General features: G+C 26.2%; 18 protein-coding genes. 6 read left to right on the forward strand and 12 right to left on the reverse strand.

Going from position 1 to position 16,637, the window contains the following annotated elements; all coding sequences use genetic code 11:
* Positions 1 to 112 precede the first annotated feature (112 nt).
* Entirely contained in the window at positions 113 to 418 is a 306-nt protein-coding gene (locus tag QZ146_RS02950) for a hypothetical protein (protein ID WP_295722157.1), read from the forward strand.
* A gap of 381 nt (positions 419 to 799) precedes the next feature.
* Here QZ146_RS02950 and QZ146_RS02955 read toward each other — a convergent pair whose 3' ends face one another.
* The 12 genes from QZ146_RS02955 to QZ146_RS03010 all read right to left on the reverse strand — a co-directional run bounded on the left by QZ146_RS02955 (position 800) and on the right by QZ146_RS03010 (position 12,138).
* A complete protein-coding gene (locus QZ146_RS02955) occupies positions 800 to 1,564 on the reverse strand; it encodes a DUF1002 domain-containing protein (protein ID WP_295722158.1) in 765 nt (254 codons plus the stop codon).
* A 225-nt stretch (positions 1,565 to 1,789) separates the two neighbouring features.
* Positions 1,790 to 2,773, reverse strand: coding sequence for a tRNA dihydrouridine synthase DusB (dusB, locus tag QZ146_RS02960; RefSeq protein WP_295722159.1), 984 nt, complete (start codon positions 2,771 to 2,773; stop codon positions 1,790 to 1,792).
* A 285-nt stretch (positions 2,774 to 3,058) separates the two neighbouring features.
* Positions 3,059 to 3,292: a hypothetical protein gene (locus QZ146_RS02965; RefSeq protein ID WP_295722160.1), complete on the reverse strand. Its 234-nt coding sequence runs from the start codon at positions 3,290 to 3,292 to the stop codon at positions 3,059 to 3,061.
* Positions 3,293 to 3,373: 81 nt separating this feature from the next.
* Positions 3,374 to 3,898 (reverse strand): flavodoxin family protein, encoded by a 525-nt coding sequence (locus QZ146_RS02970; RefSeq protein WP_295722161.1) that lies wholly within the window; start codon positions 3,896 to 3,898, stop codon positions 3,374 to 3,376.
* An 85-nt stretch (positions 3,899 to 3,983) separates the two neighbouring features.
* On the reverse strand, positions 3,984 to 4,238 hold the full coding sequence (locus QZ146_RS02975) for a hypothetical protein (RefSeq protein ID WP_295722162.1): 255 nt from the start codon (positions 4,236 to 4,238) through the stop codon (positions 3,984 to 3,986).
* A 287-nt stretch (positions 4,239 to 4,525) separates the two neighbouring features.
* Positions 4,526 to 4,807 carry a hypothetical protein gene (locus QZ146_RS02980; RefSeq protein WP_295722163.1) on the reverse strand — a complete coding sequence of 94 codons (282 nt, stop codon included), beginning with the start codon at positions 4,805 to 4,807 and terminating at the stop codon, positions 4,526 to 4,528.
* A 132-nt stretch (positions 4,808 to 4,939) separates the two neighbouring features.
* The gene (gene hmgA, locus QZ146_RS02985) at positions 4,940 to 6,142 is read right to left on the reverse strand and encodes a hydroxymethylglutaryl-CoA reductase (NADPH) (protein ID WP_295722164.1); all 1,203 of its coding nucleotides are present in this window, start codon (positions 6,140 to 6,142) and stop codon (positions 4,940 to 4,942) included.
* 23 nt (positions 6,143 to 6,165) lie between these two features.
* The gene (sucD, locus tag QZ146_RS02990; RefSeq protein WP_295722165.1) at positions 6,166 to 7,032 is read right to left on the reverse strand and encodes a succinate--CoA ligase subunit alpha; all 867 of its coding nucleotides are present in this window, start codon (positions 7,030 to 7,032) and stop codon (positions 6,166 to 6,168) included.
* A gap of 319 nt (positions 7,033 to 7,351) precedes the next feature.
* Positions 7,352 to 7,786, reverse strand: a complete 435-nt coding sequence (locus QZ146_RS02995) for an ACT domain-containing protein (RefSeq protein ID WP_295722166.1) — start codon at positions 7,784 to 7,786, stop codon at positions 7,352 to 7,354.
* A 123-nt stretch (positions 7,787 to 7,909) separates the two neighbouring features.
* Positions 7,910 to 9,211 carry a phenylacetate--CoA ligase family protein gene (locus tag QZ146_RS03000; RefSeq protein WP_295722167.1) on the reverse strand — a complete coding sequence of 434 codons (1,302 nt, stop codon included), beginning with the start codon at positions 9,209 to 9,211 and terminating at the stop codon, positions 7,910 to 7,912.
* Positions 9,212 to 9,366: 155 nt separating this feature from the next.
* Complete coding sequence (locus tag QZ146_RS03005) at positions 9,367 to 10,116, reverse strand: sugar phosphate isomerase/epimerase (RefSeq protein WP_295722168.1); 750 nt, start codon at positions 10,114 to 10,116, stop codon at positions 9,367 to 9,369.
* 153 nt (positions 10,117 to 10,269) lie between these two features.
* Positions 10,270 to 12,138 (reverse strand): PINc/VapC family ATPase, encoded by a 1,869-nt coding sequence (locus QZ146_RS03010; RefSeq protein WP_295722169.1) that lies wholly within the window; start codon positions 12,136 to 12,138, stop codon positions 10,270 to 10,272.
* Between the two features lie 433 nt (positions 12,139 to 12,571).
* Between QZ146_RS03010 and QZ146_RS03015 the strand changes: the two genes are divergently transcribed.
* The 5 genes from QZ146_RS03015 to QZ146_RS03035 all read left to right on the forward strand — a co-directional run bounded on the left by QZ146_RS03015 (position 12,572) and on the right by QZ146_RS03035 (position 16,331).
* On the forward strand, positions 12,572 to 12,793 hold the full coding sequence (locus tag QZ146_RS03015; RefSeq protein WP_295722170.1) for a hypothetical protein: 222 nt from the start codon (positions 12,572 to 12,574) through the stop codon (positions 12,791 to 12,793).
* Positions 12,774 to 12,950, forward strand: coding sequence for a hypothetical protein (locus tag QZ146_RS03020; RefSeq protein WP_295722171.1), 177 nt, complete (start codon positions 12,774 to 12,776; stop codon positions 12,948 to 12,950). The genes QZ146_RS03015 and QZ146_RS03020 overlap by 20 nt, the downstream gene beginning before the upstream one ends.
* A 130-nt stretch (positions 12,951 to 13,080) precedes the next feature.
* Entirely contained in the window at positions 13,081 to 13,506 is a 426-nt protein-coding gene (locus tag QZ146_RS03025) for a type I restriction enzyme HsdR N-terminal domain-containing protein (protein ID WP_295722172.1), read from the forward strand.
* Positions 13,507 to 13,562: 56 nt separating this feature from the next.
* Positions 13,563 to 14,894, forward strand: a complete 1,332-nt coding sequence (locus tag QZ146_RS03030; protein WP_295722173.1) for a class I SAM-dependent DNA methyltransferase — start codon at positions 13,563 to 13,565, stop codon at positions 14,892 to 14,894.
* Positions 14,895 to 16,331, forward strand: coding sequence for a restriction endonuclease subunit S (locus tag QZ146_RS03035; RefSeq protein WP_295722174.1), 1,437 nt, complete (start codon positions 14,895 to 14,897; stop codon positions 16,329 to 16,331).
* Positions 16,332 to 16,637: the final 306 nt, after the last annotated feature.

The raw sequence follows: 16,637 nt of genomic DNA on the forward strand, positions 1-16,637 counted from the left end.
CAAATAAATCTTTAATATATTTAACCCTAGTTAAGTTACAATATATTTAAATATATGTAAATTAGAGATAATTATTAATAAAAACAATTCAATTGTATTTTGGAGGTATTATATGCATGTAAAAGATGTTTTAGATAATTTAAATATAAATGTAGATATGCCACAACACTGGTATTCAACTGAAGTAGACAATATCTTTGAAAAGGGAGAAATAGTTAAAAATGATAGTATTATTAAAATAAAAGCTAAAGATAATAATAACACCAAATATATTATTATAGATCCTGATGAAAGTATGAGCATAGTAAGTCAACTAAAAAATGGGAACTTTATAGGAGTAAAATATCTAAACAATAAAGATGACTTTGAATATATTGGAAAAATCACCGATTTAAAATATAAAACAAACTTAATTTAATTTAACTAATCTTAAAGTTTAAAAAAAAGTATATTGCATTGATAAAAAGAATATTATACTTAAATAATTAAAAAAAGTAATTGAAATTGAAAAAAAGAATATTATACTTAAATAATTAAAAAAAGTAATAGAAATTGAAGAATATTATACTTAAATACTTAAAAAAAGTAATTGAAATTGAAGAATATTATACTTAAATAATTAAAAAAAGTAATTGAAATTGAAAAAAAGAGAATTATCTTAAAAAAAGAGATTAAAATTTAAATAATATAAAAAAATTAAAAAGATAAGATTTTGATTTAATTTGATTTAAAAATACCTAAAATCTGATCAAAGATTGATTGAGTTTCATTACTTCCAATAGCATCATCTAATTGACTTTTATAATCGTCTACTTGACCTTGAACAGTGTGATTGTGATATTGTATCTGCAAGTTTATTAACATCTGATTCTGAAATCTCAATATTATTATTTACTGCAACATTATTAATTATAGTTACAATATTATCTTTATCAGTAATATTATCTTTTTTAACTTCTTCTTTAACATCATTTACTACTTTAGCTACATCATCACCAGATACATTTGAATCTTTTACTATTTGACTTTCTACTTCAATTTCCTGATTAGCTGCTTGTTTTACATCATCAGGAATTTGAACATTAGTAGCTTCTTCATATGATTTTAAAATTCCAGCAAGAGCAGATTCCCCAGTAGCTTCAACTGGACTTGTAACATAAACATATCCTTTTGTAATACCTACAGATTTAAGAGCAGATGCATACATATCAGAAGTTACAAGTGTAATTTTTGAAGTATCAACAGTTATTTCCATGTTTTGATTATTGTTTAAATCAATTAAAGCAGATGATAAAACCTCATCAGACCCATATGTTTCTTGTGAAATTCCAGATGAAATTGCATTTACATCATCAGCATAAACAATCTGAACATCAGCATCCTTTAAATTTACATGGGAATTAGAATTAAAGAAATTATCAACCATATTTTTATATTCTTGATTACCATAGGTAGTCTCACCATAACATACAACAAGTCCTTTAGAATCTGCTGATGTAATTGTAGGTACTATTACTGCAATCATCAGTATTACTAAAATTAAAGCAATTATAGATTTTCTCATAATATCCTCACTGTTTAAAATTCAATTTTTACCATAAATAAATTAGTCAATAAAGTATATAAAATTTTCTTTATTAAAAAAAAGATACGTGTATAGTATTTATTGTATTATTAATGTAAACATATATCAATCATATAAATTTCTTATACAGAGAAAGATTGAAAAATGATTTTTTAATTTCATATTATTTAAAATAATATTTAAAAAAAAATATAATAATAAATTTTATAAATTTTCTGCAAAAAGTCTATACTCATCTAGCAAATCAAATAATTCTTCTTTGGTATGAGTTTTAAATATTTGTGGTTTAAAGTATACAGTTCTTGGTAATCCTTTAAGATAATATGCAACATGAGACCTTAATCTTTTAATTGCTATTTCTTCTCCCATATCTTCGATTAATAGTTCACTATGCTTTTTAATCATATTAATCCTATCATCCATATTAGGCTTTTGAGCTTTTATACCCTCATCCAAATATGCTATACATTCTTTTATAAGCCATGGATTTCCAAGTACTCCTCGTCCAATCATTATAGCATCACAGCCAGTATAATCTATCATAGCTTTAGCAGCATAACATGATCTTATATCCCCATTTCCAATAACTGGAATATCAATAGAATCTTTCACATCCTTAATAATATCCCAATCTGCAACACCAGAATATGCTTGAGTACGATCTCTTGGATGAATAGTTATTGCTGATGCACCAGCTTTTTCAACCATTGTAGAAATTTCAATTGGATTAATATGATCTTTATCCCATCCACTTCTAATTTTAACAGTGACTGGTATGGGCAAAAAATCAACTAATGCTTTTGTAACTTCATATGCCTTTTGAGGATTTTTTAATAGGGCACAACCTGCATTTGATTTTAATGCTACTTTTGGAACTGGACAACCCATATTAATATCAATAATATCTGGGTTCATATTTTCATAAACATATTTAGCAGCAGTTTTAAAATATTTAATCTCAGAGCCAAATATCTGTTGTGATATTGGCCTTTGATTATCATCAATTTTTAAGAGTTTTAGGGAATTTTTATCTTTATGTGCAATTGCATTGCTTGAAACCATTTCACCACTAATTAGTCCACATCCCATAGATTTTATTATTGATCTAAATGTAAAATCACATATCCCTGCCATAGGAGCTAAGACTACTTGGTTGTTGATTTGGACATTTCCTATATTCCACTTCATAATTCTACCTAAACTTTAGCTTAATATTAAAAATTTAATTATTGATATATATAATCGAGGAATAATCATATTGAGTAATAATATATAGTCTACTTTTTGATTATATAAATTAAAATAAGATTATGTTTTTTACTTATTTATACTTCTTTACAAAATTATTTTATTTATAAAAATAGTTTTAGAAATATATGATTATTAAAAAATAAGAGTTTTTTGAAAAAATTTTTAGTTTAAAAATAAAGTAAAAGTTAAATGGATTGTAATTAAGAAAAAATTAAAAAATTATTATAATTCTCCGTTTGCATATTCAACTTCTTTGTATGTAGCATATAAACTATAAATCCAAATAATGATTGCAACACCTATAAATACAATATTAACAGTTACACCTAAGATGCCACAAATCAATGCCGATATAAACAACCCAAATCCTTTATTTAGATTATCTGCATATGCAATACCTAAACCAGCAAATATAAATGATATTATCATTGCAATCCACATATTTTTTTCAGCCATTAAATTCACCTTAATTTTTTAAGAATAAATATTAAATAAATAGAATATTGAAAAATATATAAAACGAAAAAATATAAAAGATTAGATATTAATTTCTAAATTTTCAATTTCTTCTAAAGCTGTTTCTATTCCTTGACCTTTATCAGATGCATTTCTTGCAAATATGGTTTCAATAACCTCCATACCCACAAATTCTATAGCAGTCTTATTTAGATATTCAATATAATAATCATAAATATCGGAAGGATTAGATTGAGTTACAATTTCAATAACTTTTACTCCTTCAAAGCTTTTATTTGGATTTCTTGTAACCTGATAAAACCTATCAATTAAAGTTTTTAACTGTGCTGTTATGTGACCATAATAAATAGGAGAAGATAAGATTAATAAATCAGCTTCTAGGATTTTATCTATAATCTTTCTTATATCATCTGCCTTAATACAGTCTCCTTCCTGACATGAAAGACATGCATCACAGAATTGAAGATCTAAATCATTTAAAAAGAATGATTCAACATCACCATCAATTTTTTCACATAATGCTTTTACAAGCAAATCACAATTACCCTCTTTTCTTGGACTTCCCACTATAGCTACTGTTTTCATATAACATCCTCCAAAAATAATTTTAATTAATTAATAATTTAATTTTTAGGTTATATATAAATAACTATTTTTAATTGATTAATTATCAATCAAGGATTTTTTTTATCAAGACATACATGTCATCTTTTGAAAAATCAAATTTATCTTTGAATTCACGTATTTTTATTATTTTTAAGGGGCAATAGTGTAAGAATGCCCCAACCTCTTTGTCGGGGACTTTTATTTTAATCTTCAATTCAATAGTTAGAGTATAAATATATAAATCAAAAATTAAATGTATTAGGTAAACTAAATTTAACTGTGTTTCAGTTGAATCACTAAATGAAGATATATAACACATATTGTTTAAATCTAACTTTCGTTCATGATTAGACCATTTTAATTTTGTTTATATAAAATAATTAATGGAATTTGTAAAATAGAAAATATTTAATTATTATTAGATCTAAAAAAGTAGTTTAGAGGGGGGGTAAGTAGCACAACTATCCCATGAATTTTCATATTATCAACTCTAAAATTTAATTAGTAATAATAATTATATATTGTGCAAATAAATTTATTGGTAAATTTAAAGATAAAATTTTAAAAATTAAAAAATAAGTAAAATAAGATATAAATAAAAATATACTATAAATTCATATTATTATCCTTACTATTATTCTCCTTTAATGATTTTTCAAAATTCTCCAAATCATAATACAACATTAAATCATTAGACTCCGGTGTTTCTCTAAACTCTTCAATGAAACTTTCCAAATCATTGAAAAATTCTTTTTTTCTAAGTTTTATATTTTCTTCTTTAGAATAATCCTTTTTTAATGTTATAATTAATTTCAAATCATCTGTTTCAATTTCTATTTCAGGATATTCTAAATCCAATTCATCAACAAATTCATCTTCTAAGGTCATATTATCACATATAAAGAAAAATTGAAAATATATAGTAAATTACTGAACTTTTATTATACTTATTATAAATGATTTATAATAAAAATTTTTAAAAAAGTATAATAAAAATTTTAATTAATAATAAGTATAAAATTATCTTCCAAGTTGTTGATGTGCCCTAGCAAGGTGTCCTGCTGCAAGAGCTCCTACTAAAGATAATTCTCCGGCAAGAACAGTTGATATAAGAATCTCTCCAAATTTACGAGCCCCACCGTTACCTTTAACACCCAATATATCTAATCCTTCACTAGCTGTTGCAAGAGAAGTACCACCACCTACAGTTGCAATTGGAACATCGGGCATATTTACAGAGAAATATAAATCCCCATTTCTATCTTCTGCAGTTGTAATACCAAGTGAACCTTCACTAATATGTGCCAAATCCTGACCAGTTGCTAAAAATATAGCTGCAACCATATTTGCAAAATGAGCATTATATGCTAAACTACCTGCAACAGCAGATCCAATAAGATTTTTTGCAGTGTTTACTTCAACAATTGCCGAAGCTGTTGTTTTAAGTTTATTTTCAACAACATCTTTTGGAATTAACACATCAGCAATAAGAGTTTTTCCTCTTCCTTCTACAAGATTAATTGCAGCAGGTTTTTTATCAACACATACATTTCCACTTAAAGCAATATGAACTGCATTAGTTTCCTGAGACATCTTATCCAATATTTTCTCTGTTGCAATTGTTACCATATTCATACCCATACTATCTCCAGTAGAGTATACAAATCTTGGATAAACATAATCACCAATTACAAAAATTGGGTCTATTTTAAGTAATTTACCATGAGAAGTAGTGGATTCTGCAATAGATTTTAGTTCTTGGAAATTATCTTCAAACCATTGTTTAACTTGTAAGGCTTCAACTGATGAATTAGCTTTAATAACTGGAGCCCTTGTCATTTTATCATCAATGACTCTTGCATTTACACCACCTGATGCTTTAATAGCAGAACATCCCCTATTTACTGAAGCAAGAAGTGCGCCTTCAGAAGTTGCAAGAGGAACATAATATTCACTAAAATCTTCTTCACCATGAATATCAAGTGGTCCTACTACTCCAATCGGTATTTGAATTGCACCAATAGGGTTTTCAATATTTTTCTTAAATGCACTATCCATATCTAAAGTGTAATGTGAAATATTATCTAAATTAGTATTAGCATATTTTTCAACAAATTCACGTCTAACTGTTATAGCCTCATCTATAGAATCAGTGAATTGTTCAATTTGATAAAGCTTCATCTCACCTTTAAGTAACTTATCAATAATTTCAGATTTATCCATAACACCACTACACAAAGATTTAATTAATTAATACCTTCATTTTTAAGTAAATCTACAAGTTCAGAAGGTTTACGTGCAACATGTACCCCACATTTTTCAAATTTTTCAGTTTTAGTTTTTGCAGTACCACTTTCACCATCAATAATTGCACCTGCATGACCCATACGTTTTCCAGGAGGTGCAGTTCTACCAGCAATATATGAAACAACAGGTTTAGAAAGATTATCATTAATAAATTCTGCAGCATTCTCTTCTGCATTACCACCAATTTCACCAATTAAGACAATTGCATCTGTTCCATCATCTTCTTCATATTTTTTAAGTATATCAATATAATCAGTACCTGTAACTGGATCTCCGCCTATACCTACACAGGTACTTTGACCAATGCCTGATCTTGTAAGTTGACTTGCAACTTCATAGGTTAAAGTTCCACTACGTGAGATAAGACCTACATTACCTTCTTTGAAGATATGTGTTGGCATAATACCTAATTTACCAACACTAGGAGTAATAATTCCCGGAGTATTAGGTCCAATAACAACAGTATCATTTCTTTTTGCAAATTCTACAATTTCCATAGTATCATGAACAGGTATATGTTCTGTAATGAGTACAACTAAATCAAAATATTTAATTGATTCAAAAGCTGCATCTTTTGCAAATGGTGCTGGTACAAAGATTATTGAAGAATTAATATCTAAATCATCTTTAGCTTCTACAATAGAGTTATAAATTGGTACACCTTCAAAATCCCTACCACCTTTACCTGGAGTTACCCCTGCAACAATATTTGTATTATATTCAAGCATTTGTTTAGTATGGAATGAACCTTGTTTACCAGTAATTCCTTGAACTAAAGCTTTTGTATTTTTATCTAATAATATCATTTTATCACTAACAATTAAATATTATTTAATTAAATTAAATAAATTTTAACTAAATTTAGATAAAAAAACACAAATTAGTTAAAATTCTATAAAACAATTATGTAAAATTATATTTTAATATATAATAATATTAGTTTGTTAATATTATTAAATAAAAGTTTCTAAAATTTTAATCATTTAATAATTTTTTTTAATAATTTATCTAATAATTAAACTTAAAGAAAAAAAATAGTTTAATAATATTATTAGATTATTGATAAAAAAAAGAAAAAGTGTAAAAAATAATTAAATAAATAAATTAAATATAAAATTTATAAAACTATAAATTATAAATTTCATCAGAAGGCACTATTTCAATAGAATTTTCTTTTAAAACAGTTATAAGTAAATCTAAATCATGAGTACTTAAAAATAAAATAGCTTTATCAGAATATTCATGAGTAAAAGCATAAATATAATCTAGATTTATGTTATTATCATTTAAAATCTTTAAAACAGAAGATAATCCTCCAGGAGTATCACTTAATTCAACAGCTATAGCTGAAGAAATTTTAATTGTATAATTGTTCTTTTCTAATAATTCCTTACCTTTATCAGGGCAATCTACTATAAGTCTTAAAATACCAAATTCAGATGTATCAGTAAGAGATAATGCACGAATATTAATATTATTTTCTTTTAAGATATTTAATACATTATATAATTTTCCTTTTTGATTTGTTAAAAAAATTGAAAGTTGTTTTACTTTTTCCATATTATCACAGCTTATTATATATTTATAAAAAATTAGATAATTAATCAAATTTATCTATATTATTAATCTAAATTATGATTATCTATATTATTTAGATAATTAAAGTAAATTTATCTAATATTATTAATGTAAATTACGTTTATCTATAACCCTAACAGCTTTTGCAGTACTGCGAGGAATAGTTTTAGGTTCTACAAGAGTTACTTTTACTTTAATACCAACCTCATTTTTAATATGATCAGCTATCTTATTGCGAATATTCATTAATTCTCTAACATCATCTGAAAATAATTCTGGTGCTGTTTCAACCTTTACTTCGATTTCATCTAAATTACCTGGACGAGATACAATAACCTGATAATGAGGTTCGATTTCTGAAATTTTAAGTAAAGCTTTTTCAATTTGAGAAGGGAATACTGCAACACCTTTAACTTTAATCATATCATCTGTTCTACCTGTAATTCTTTCCATTCTACAGAATGTTCTACCACAGTCACATGGATTATAATCTAAGGCAGTAATATCTTTTGTTCTAAAACGAATGACAGGCATACCTTCTCTTTCAATATTTGTTAAAACAAGTTCACCATGAGTACCTTCAGGCAAATGTTTACCAGAGGAAGAATCAATAATCTCCGGATAATAGTAATCCTCTGCAATGTGAAGACCATTTTGTTTTGAACATTCTACACCTACACCAGGCCCCATCATTTCAGTAAGTCCATAAATATTATAAGCAGGTACACCAAAAGTCTCTTCTAGTCTTTTACGCATTTCTTCAGTCCAAGCTTCAGAACCAAAACCAATTACATTTAGGCCAAAATCTTTGAGATTAAAACCTTCTTCTTTTGCAACTTCTCCCATATATAAACCATAGGAAGGTGTAACAATTAAACAAGTACTTTCAAAATCATTCATTAGCTCAATTTGTCGACGAGTTTGACCAGTTGAGATAGGCACAACTGTTGCACCAATTTTTTGTGCCCCATAATGTATTCCAAGTCCTCCTGTAAATAAACCATAACCATTAGTATTTTGAACAATATCATTTGAGCTAACTCCCCACTCTGTTAAACCACGAGCTAGTATTTCAGACCAATTATCTATATCTTTTTTTGTATATCCACTTATAACAGGTTTACCTGTAGTTCCACTTGATGAGTGGATTTCAATAATTTCATCTGTACTTACTGCAAACATACCAAAAGGATAGACTTGCCTTAAATCGTCTTTAGTTGTAAATGGCAATTTTTCTATATCTTCTAAAGATTGAATATCTTCTGGAAATACTTCATATTCTGAATATTTTTTATGGTAGTATGGAATTTTATCAAAAGCATATTTGACTGTATTTTGCAATTTTACAAGCTGAAGTTCTTTAATTTCTTCTCTTTCCATACATTCTATTTTTTTATCCCAAAACATTATAAGACCTTACATATTTAATGATAAAAATAATTTTAATATTTTTTATTTATATTAACGAATATTAATATATGTTCTTTTTAAATAAAAAACTTATCGAATAAAATCATATGGTTAATAATATTATTATTATCTTCAATATTTTTATAAATATCTTAGACTTTTAACGCCTTTAAATAATTCAGGCTTTTTAATATAGATTCTTTATTATTAACCTCAATTACATAAATTCCATCATAATTATTAGATTCATAATTTTTAATTATTGATTTTAAATCTATATTTCCTTCACCAAGAGCTAAATGGTCATCATTCTCATCAAAATTATCATTAAGATGAATATGTTTAACTATTGGAAGATACATCTCTTCGGGAGAATAATTCATTGTATTAGCATGTCCTGTATCTAAACACATCTTAAAATCATTTTCTATTAAAAATTGTTTTAAATCCTCTAATTTTTTATAAGTAAATCCTTTAATATTGGGCATATTTTCAAATACTGCATTTACACCTAAATCTAATCCAAACTCAGCAATTTCTGTCATTGAAGTTCTATTTATCTCATCGATTTTATCCTGAAAATCAAATGCTAAAAAAGGAATATTACCTGGATGGACAACAACAGTATCAATATCCAATTCATTTGCAATTTGAAAAGAGTTAAAAATCTCTTTTATAGATCCGTTTCTTATAGAAGGATTTAATGAAGCAATATTAATATCAGAAATAGGAGAGTGAATAGTGTATTTAAGATTATAACTATTTAATAAATCTTCATCTAGGCTCCATGATGGGAATTCATAAAGTAATTCCACATATTCAATTTTATTTTCTTCAAAAAAATCTAAATTAACTTTCATGTCTTCTTTAAAACAAGCTAGGGTTGATGCACCTATTTTCATTATTTCACCTAAGTTTTATCATTAAATTATATAAATAATAATTTTATAATTTAAATTTTTATAAATTATTTATTTTTCAAATAAATATTTTTATTTATTATAAGGATAAATTTTTATAAATGATAATTAAAATAATGCAAAATTTTAATTTAATTAATTTTCACGGTATATTCCTGTTACAGGAAAACCATACTCATCAGCTTCGAGTATACGTTTACCAACATCAATTGATTTTCTAATTTTAACTTCTGCTGATTTACCAACTGTTGCCGTAAATAAATAATTACCATTTACCATTATATCATAACTGCTACCTATTTCTTCCTCAGAAAATTCAAATATAATATGTTTTTTACTAATATAATAGTCAAGTAAAAATGGCTCTTTTTTAATTAATGATTCAATAGGATCTACCCCTATACTTATTCCTATATCTTTTTCAATCTCAGCAATTCTTTTACCATTTTTACCTATGATTTTAGGAATATACTCCTCTGAGATATAAATATTTACCCTATCTAAATTAATTAAATCAATCTTTATATTAGCACGAGGTAAATATTTTTTAAGCTTTCTTTTTATTTCTTTTTCAGCAATTTTTTCAACAGCTGATTTTTCCCTTTTTACATCATCAAAATTATCAATTAAATCTATATCCATAACTATAGTTTGCTCACCGTATGTATATATTTCATTTTTAAGCTCTCCTGTTTCAAAGTCGCGAACTTCAATAACAGGTCTTGCTAAGTCTGATTCTACCATTCCAGTTGGAACTTTAATGGTAAGACGATTTTCATAAACTGCCTTAACTTCACCATCTTCAATGTAAATAGTGGTATCTACTACAGACGGAATAACACCTAATTCAATCCTATTAGCTATTCTCTGTATTCCATCAATAGGTCTTGTAGCATGTACTACACCAATCATACCTACACCTGCAAGACGCATATCTGCAAAAATCTGAAAATCATAACTTTTTCTAAGCTCATCATAAATTGTAAAATCGGGTCTTACAAGAAGTAAAATATCGGCTGTTTTTTCCATATCTCCCTCAAGCGGAGAGTATTGAGTAATCTCATCAGAAACCTGTAAATCTCGTGGAGTTTCCATAGTTTTAACAATTTTATTGTTTTCATTATAAAATTCTGCAACAGCTTGTGCAAAAGTAGATTTACCTGCACCTGGAGAACCAGATATTAATATTCCTTCAGCATTATTTTTAAGTCTATCCATTAATTTATCAGATAATCTATAGTCATTAAGGGAAACATTAGCTACTGGTCTAACAGCTGTAATTTCCATTGCTTCAGAAAAAGGAGGAATAGCTACAGATATCCTATATTCACCAGATTGAACAACCATGGCCCCATCCATATCTGCTTCAAGATAAGTTTTAGAGTCATATCTTTCTTTTTCCAAAATTTCTTCGGTTAATATTTCTAAATCTTTATATTTAATTTTCTCATCTGAAAGTCGTTTAAGCTCTATATGGCCTGGAAGACCTACCTTAGCCATAGGTACAACATTTTCTTTTAAATGTACGGACATTGTCAAATCATCAAAATAGTCAGAAATCGATAATGGTTTATTACCTTTAAATTCCTGTTTATAATATTTAACAAGAATACCAATAGCTTCAGCACTTTTAGCCTGGATTTTATCACTAGTAATTAAGCATCCAAGATTTTCTTTTGCTACATCTCTAATCATAGCATCTATCTCACCTGTTTTTGCAAGTGATATTTCATAATTTGTTGGTCTTTTACCACTGAAACTAATTGCTATTATACCCTCTTCAGACATTTTCTGTAATTTTTTTAACTCCTCAAGACCAATTAATCCTGTAGGCCTATTTTTATTTGCCTGATATTCAAGTTCCGCTACAACAGCTTCAGGAATAATAATTTCTGGATAGTTAAGATTTTCCTCATCTATTAATTTAGAAATTATCCCTTCTATTACAGCACTTGTATCTGGAACAAGTATTATATTATCTTCATCTAGATATTGATATGTCATAATTATACCTCTAATAAAAACCAATAGACTCTTATCAATTATTAATAGTACCAGTAGACACTATTAATATAATATATTATCAATGTGTAAAACTAGTATACTTATATTATATTTATAATAATATAAATTTTCTATTAATTATTAAATTATAACAAAATCTAGAAAAATTTATATTGATAAAAAAAAGAATACTTTAAAATTAAAGTTTTCTAATAGGTGCCTATTCACTAATTTTTATATTATCTGTAATTCCTAATATTCCTAAAAAAAATTTTAATAAGGTCAATATTTAACATATTTGATTTTTTTTTGATGTGTATTAGTGTAACTGAATTAACATTATCATAATTAGTATCCTCAATTTTTTATTATTATTAAATTATTCATTAAAATTGTCTTTAGTTACTAATATATATCAGAAGGAAAATTTATCTTGTGGAAAAGATACAATAAACTAAACATACATATGCTACGAAGATACTTCGCAACCACCCTATCCAATCCCATAAATGGAGATTTAGACACAGTAATGCCCTCCGAGCATATAGATGCTTTTGAGGGTAGAAGTAAAAATAGTATGATAAGTATCTATGCAAAGAAAAATCCATCTGTTAAAAAAAGTGTATATGAGGTATATGTATCGGCTTGTTATTGATGTTGAAAAGTATACTCATAAGCAGTTACAAGAAGAGAATAGGGAATTAAGGTTAAAAGCTGAAAAGGTTGATTTGATTGAGGAGGAGATTAAGGATATGAAAGATGTTTATGAGACTATTATTGAGAATAATAAGAAGAAATGGTTAAGAGTTTAACCTTTAACTTCTTTTATTATTTTGTTTAATCTAATTCTTTAAACACTTATTTTACGAAACATAATTATAACAAAATATTTATTTACACAATGATAAAATTATTAATAATAAAATATTTTGTTGTGATAGAATGGAATCACTAAAAGAAAAGGACATTCAAATTAATTCAATACCCTCTAAAAAAATTAAGTGTTTTATAACTGGGAAGTTGAGGAAAAACACTCCTGAAGAAAGAGTTAGACAAGATTTTGCTAGATTACTGGTCGAAATATATGGGTATAGTATCAAAGATATGGATGCTGAATTTACAATTAAAATGGGTAGAGAAAAGAAAAAAGCAGATATTGTCATATTTAAAGAAAATGAAGAACACCTTCAAGAAAATATAATAATTATTGTGGAGGTAAAAAAAGAAGATGTTTCACCATCAGATAAAAAAGAGGGTGTAGACCAATTAAAATCATACTGTTCTGCTTCTATAAAATGTGAATATGGTATATGGGCAGGTAATGAAAAAATAGTCTATAAAAAATTGAAGATAAACAATTTATCTTAGTTCCTGATATTCCTCGTTTTGGTGAATCCTCTATCCCCATTCCAGATAGGAACTATTTGAAACCTGCAATTAATTTAAAACATAATTTCAAAAGAATACATTCTTATATTTATGCTCATGAGGGTTTACATAAAGATACAGCTTTTGAAGAGCTTCAAAAGTTAATATTTTGTAAAGTGTATGATGAACAATTTAATCGAGTTTTAAAGTTTTATATATTGCCCGATGAATCAGATGAAAATTTTAAAAATAGGATTGATGATTTATTTATGCATGTTAAAAAAAGATATGATTTTATTTTTAATGATAATGAAGAAATAAACTTGAATATACATACTATAAAATACATAGTTTCAGAATTATATAATTTTAATTTGTTAGATACTAATATAGATATTAAAGGCGAAGCATATGAAGAAATTGTTGGTTCAAATTTAAGAGGCGATAAAGGTGAATTTTTTACACCTAGAAATGTAACTTCAATGGTTACTGAAATGGTTTTATCACTATTCACTGAAGATAAAATAACTAGCCCAGGTGGAATTAAAATTCTTGACCCTGCATTGGGAACAGGTGGATTTTTGATTTCTACTATCCATACAATTAAGAAAATGTTAGAAGATGAAAAATTTGATGATATTCAAATTAGAGATATGTTAAAAGAAATCTCTTCCAATAATTTATATGGACTTGATTTTAATCCATTTTTAGTCAAAGTTGCACAAATGAACATGGTTATGCATGGAGACGGTTCATCTAATGTAGTTAAAGCAAATTCTTTAGACTTGCCTAAAAATTGGCCTCTTCAAACACAACAACAATTTGGTTTTGAAACATTTGATCTTGTTATTACTAATCCTCCATTTGGAGCAAATATTAAAATTGAAGTTCCAGAAATTTTAGAACAATATACATTATCTAAATTTGGAGCTAAAAATCCTAGGTCATCTCTACCACCAGAACAATTATTTATTGAAAGGTGTTTAGATTTTTTAAAACCTGGAGGTTATTTAGCTATTGTTTTACCAGATAGTATATTGAGTAATCCTGGATTAAAATGGTTAAGAGAGTATATTTTTCATGAAAACTTTATTATAGCAAGTATAGATTTGCCGGGCGAAACTTTTCAACCAAGTACTGGTACACAAACAAGTGTTTTAATCTTAAAAAAGAAAACAGATGTGGAAAAGAAAATTAATGAAGATTATGACATATTTATGGCATTGCCTAAAACAGTTGGACATGATAGGCGAGGAAAACCTATTTATAAACAAACTCTTGATGGTCAAAATATATTAGATGAAAATGGGGAGTGTATAATTGATGATTCACTTCCTCTTGTAGTTGAAGGATTTAAACAATGGCTTAAAAATGAAGGTATGATTTAATTGTTCGTAGAAGATGATAATATTGAATTTTTCAATTTAAATACTAAATATTTTAATAAAGATAATTATAGTCTTAATTCCTCTTTTTATCAAAATGATGTTGAATTATATGTTATGATGATTAAAATATTTGAGGAAAATGGTATTGAAATAAAAAAAATCAGTGAAATATCTTATTGTAATTATGTTCCTAATCGTGCAAAAACAATTTTTGTAGAAAAAGAAAATGGATTTCCATATTTATCTCCAAAAGACACTTTTACCTTCCCATTAAGTGCTGAAAAATATTCTTTGGAATTTCCTGAAAGTTGTCAAGTAATTGATAAATGGTTATTAATCACATGTTCTGGCACTACTGGTCGTTCCATAATTTCTAATAATTTATTTAAAAATTTTGTCATATCAAATGATATGATTAGACTGTCAGTTTCTAGTGATTATTTAGGATATATTTATGCTTTTATTAATACTAACATGGGAAAAAATTTAATTAAACGACATGAATATGGTTCTACTGTAAAGCATATTAATCCTGAACATATTGAACTTTTAAAAATTCCAATATTTTATGAGTTAAAGGATGAAATAAATGATTTGATTATTAAATCACATGAAATACGTGAAAATGCACAATTTTCGATGCAAACTAGTATAAAAAATTTATATGATTTCTTTAATTTGCCAATAATTGGTCCCAAACAGATTAAAAATGGCATCGATGAAAATTATGATAAAAATAGATGCTTTAATGTAAATGCTAATCAATTACAATGTAGATTTGATGGTTCTTTTCATGACCCTATATATACTAATAACATGAAAAATTTATCGAAAAAGGCTGAATCTGATGAATTTTATTTATGTAACTTGGAAGATTTTGTTGATATTTATGTTCCACCCAGATTTAAAAGAAATTATGTTGATGACGAAAATGAAAGTGTTCCTTTATTACAAGGAAGCCATATAACTCAAATTAAACCTCAAGGTCTTAAAAGAATCTATTCTGGAATGAAAAATATTGAAAAATATGTTGTAAAGGAAGGAATGATTTTATTAACAGGTTCAGGAACAATAGGTAATTTATCATTAGTTAGCAAATATTGGGATAATTGGACTGCTACTAACCATTTAATTAGATTTGTACCAAAAAATGAATCTATTAATCCAGGATATTTATTACTATTCCTATTAAGTGATTATGCACAAATTCAACTTGACCACATAGTTTATGGCTCTAATGTAGATGAAATTGCTGAATCGGGAGATTTACTTAATAAAATAAAAATTTTAGCCCCATATGATAAGAATATTGAAAATAAATTAGGTGATGCTGTTATTGAAGCATATAATAATCGAGATAAAGCTAATCTAATTGAAGAAACAGCTATAAATAAATTAGAAAGTAAAATCAATGAAACTTATTCAAAATTCTGTTAATTACTAATTTAATTTTTATTTTTCATATATAAACTTAACCATTATGTAAATTCATTCTTAATTTCAATTATATATAATGTAACCAACTAATATTTTAGGGATATGTTATAGTAATGATCTACTATTAATAATCTCTATTTTTTGTAATTTATTTTTAATTTGATATGTGTTTTCTAATTTCTCACTTTTATTTATTGATAGATAATTACATTTTCTCTAATTTACAGGGGGTGTTTTTAATATTATGTTATCTAAATTTATATGGTGTTTAAAACAATTGTTACCTTTAACTTATGTAGGTAAAGA

Origin of the sequence: uncultured Methanobrevibacter sp., from assembly GCF_905235195.1 — an archaeon.
Classification (GTDB): domain Archaea; phylum Methanobacteriota; class Methanobacteria; order Methanobacteriales; family Methanobacteriaceae; genus Methanarmilla.